At 44.8% G+C, this 1,704-nt stretch carries 2 protein-coding genes; both read right to left on the reverse strand.

Going from position 1 to position 1,704, the window contains the following annotated elements; translation table 11 throughout:
- On the reverse strand, positions 1-1,162 hold a 1,162-nt coding region (locus A3761_RS02125; protein ID WP_197472739.1), incomplete at its 3' end, for a Na/Pi cotransporter family protein.
- Between the two features lie 32 nt (positions 1,163-1,194).
- Positions 1,195-1,704: MBL fold metallo-hydrolase RNA specificity domain-containing protein (locus A3761_RS02130; RefSeq protein WP_304439568.1), on the reverse strand; the 510-nt coding region annotated here is incomplete at its 5' end.

The raw sequence follows: 1,704 nt of genomic DNA on the forward strand, positions 1-1,704 counted from the left end.
CATCAAACTGATCCGTATCATTCAAATACCCTGCATTCTCCGGCTCTGAGCCAATCAATTTACTTTGTTTAATATTAAGGGTATTAATATTAAAACAGGCCAGATTTAACACCAATACACGGCTAAATAGATGAATTGACTCTGACTCCAGGGCCAAGAGGGATTCTTCCACTTCACCTTCTGGAATTGACTTGATATGGCAATTAATGGCACTGGTATCTTCTTTGAAGAGCCTTTCCAGCATGCGTGCAAATGCCCCCAAAAAGGGAATAAAGAGGCAAATACCAATTACATTAAAGGTACTGTGGAAGGCGACCAAACCAAGTAAAGGGTCTTCGACTTGGTAGACATCATTGATAATTTTCAACAGCAAAGGCAAACATAGGAGTGCCAATAAATCGGTGATCAGGTTGAAAAAGAAGTGCGCTGCTGCCACCTGCCTTTTAATTGGCGTTCCTTTTAAGGCACCGAGCATAACAGTGCCGGTGGTTCCTAGGTCTGCACCGATCACTAATGCCGCCGCTTGATCTAATCCAATTATTTGAGCATTAAGTGCACTCAAGGTGATCATCATTGTCGCGGAGCTGGATTGAATGATGGCCGTGAAGATAACGCCCACTAGAAAAAAAACAAAAATTCCATACTCTTTGAATATAGAGACATCGAAGCTTTGCGAAAAAGCCTCAATGCTATCTTTCATCAGCACCAAGCCCATCAGCAACAGCCCTAAGCCCATTAATAGGCGACTCATGTGACGGAGCTTTTTATCATCACCAAAGCTAACTAAACCTAAACACCCCAGACCCAGCATCGGTAGATAGAAAGCAGACAAACTGAGCTTAAAGCCCAAGGTTGCAACGATCCAGCCGGTAAACGTTGTTCCCAGATTAGACCCTAGAATGATCCCCAGCGCATTGCGCATATCGAGAATACCGGCCCCGACAAAGGCCAGCGTCATTAAGCCAACAACCGAACTGCTCTGCAGAATGGCTGTTGCGACCGTCCCACCTAGTATCGACTTTAAAGGATGAGTTGTATGCTTGCGCAGCATGACTTTCAAGGAACGACTGCTTAAAGCCTTCAAGGCCTTCTCTAGTTGATCAATACCAAATAGAAATACCCCGATTCCTGAAATAAACTCTAGTAACTGAAATTGCTCCATATCCAACCTTAATTATTGACCGAGACTATTTACTAATTCAGTTCAAATTCCTGACCAGGCTCCGGTACACAAGCTTTCAAACCCAACTGCTCTTTTATCTTCATACGCATTGAGTCAGAGGCACTACGCTCACCATGGGTAACGAACACTTGCTTGGGGGAGATCTTTGACGCACGCAACCAGTCAATAATTTCTTGATAGTCGCCGTGGGCAGACAGGCTACCACTATGATAAACCTCCGCTTTCACAGGGTAGTACTGGCCGTGTATTTTGACTTCAGCAGCACCACTGACCAGGGTATCACCTCGCGTTCCAGGTGCCTGAAATCCGATAAAAACGATACTGTGCTGATGATGCGGTAAGAGATTTTTTAAGTGGTGTAAAACTCTGCCACCACTTGCCATACCGCTGGCAGAGATGATTACTGAAGGATAAGAACTGCCATTAAGTGCGATAGACTCTTCAGCGGTGCGTACAAAATGAGTTCCATGGTCTATTTCAGCACACTGGCTGGCACTAAGCTTGTGCTCTTTATTGTGCCG

The organism is Oleiphilus sp. HI0123 (genome assembly GCF_001635315.1).